The 219-nt window shown below is 68.9% G+C and carries 1 pseudogene; it reads right to left on the bottom strand.

Annotated features, from left to right (window positions below):
• Nucleotides 1-219, bottom strand: a pseudogene (locus EXE44_RS19765) (hypothetical protein); the annotation flags it as partial.

Genomic DNA, 219 nt, shown 5'->3' with positions numbered 1-219 from the left:
AAGGTGGTACGTCCCCCGAGCCTCGTCGCCGTTCTCGTACCGGACATCGTACGGGTCGGTTCCGGTCTGGACGCCCTCGGCCCAGACGAGCGCGTCGAACGGCTCGCCGTTGACCGTCCCGTCGGTGAAGTCGACGGTGTGATTCCCGTCCGGACGCGGCGCGAACGTCTCGGAAGCCGCGTTCGTCCCGTTCGGCGTCTCCCGTTCCACCGCCACGGT

This window comes from Halorubrum sp. SS7 (genome assembly GCF_005435055.1).
Taxonomy (GTDB): domain Archaea; phylum Halobacteriota; class Halobacteria; order Halobacteriales; family Haloferacaceae; genus Halorubrum; species Halorubrum salinarum.
Note: the sequence above shows the minus strand (reverse complement) of the source record. Positions and strands in the feature narration are given on the sequence as shown.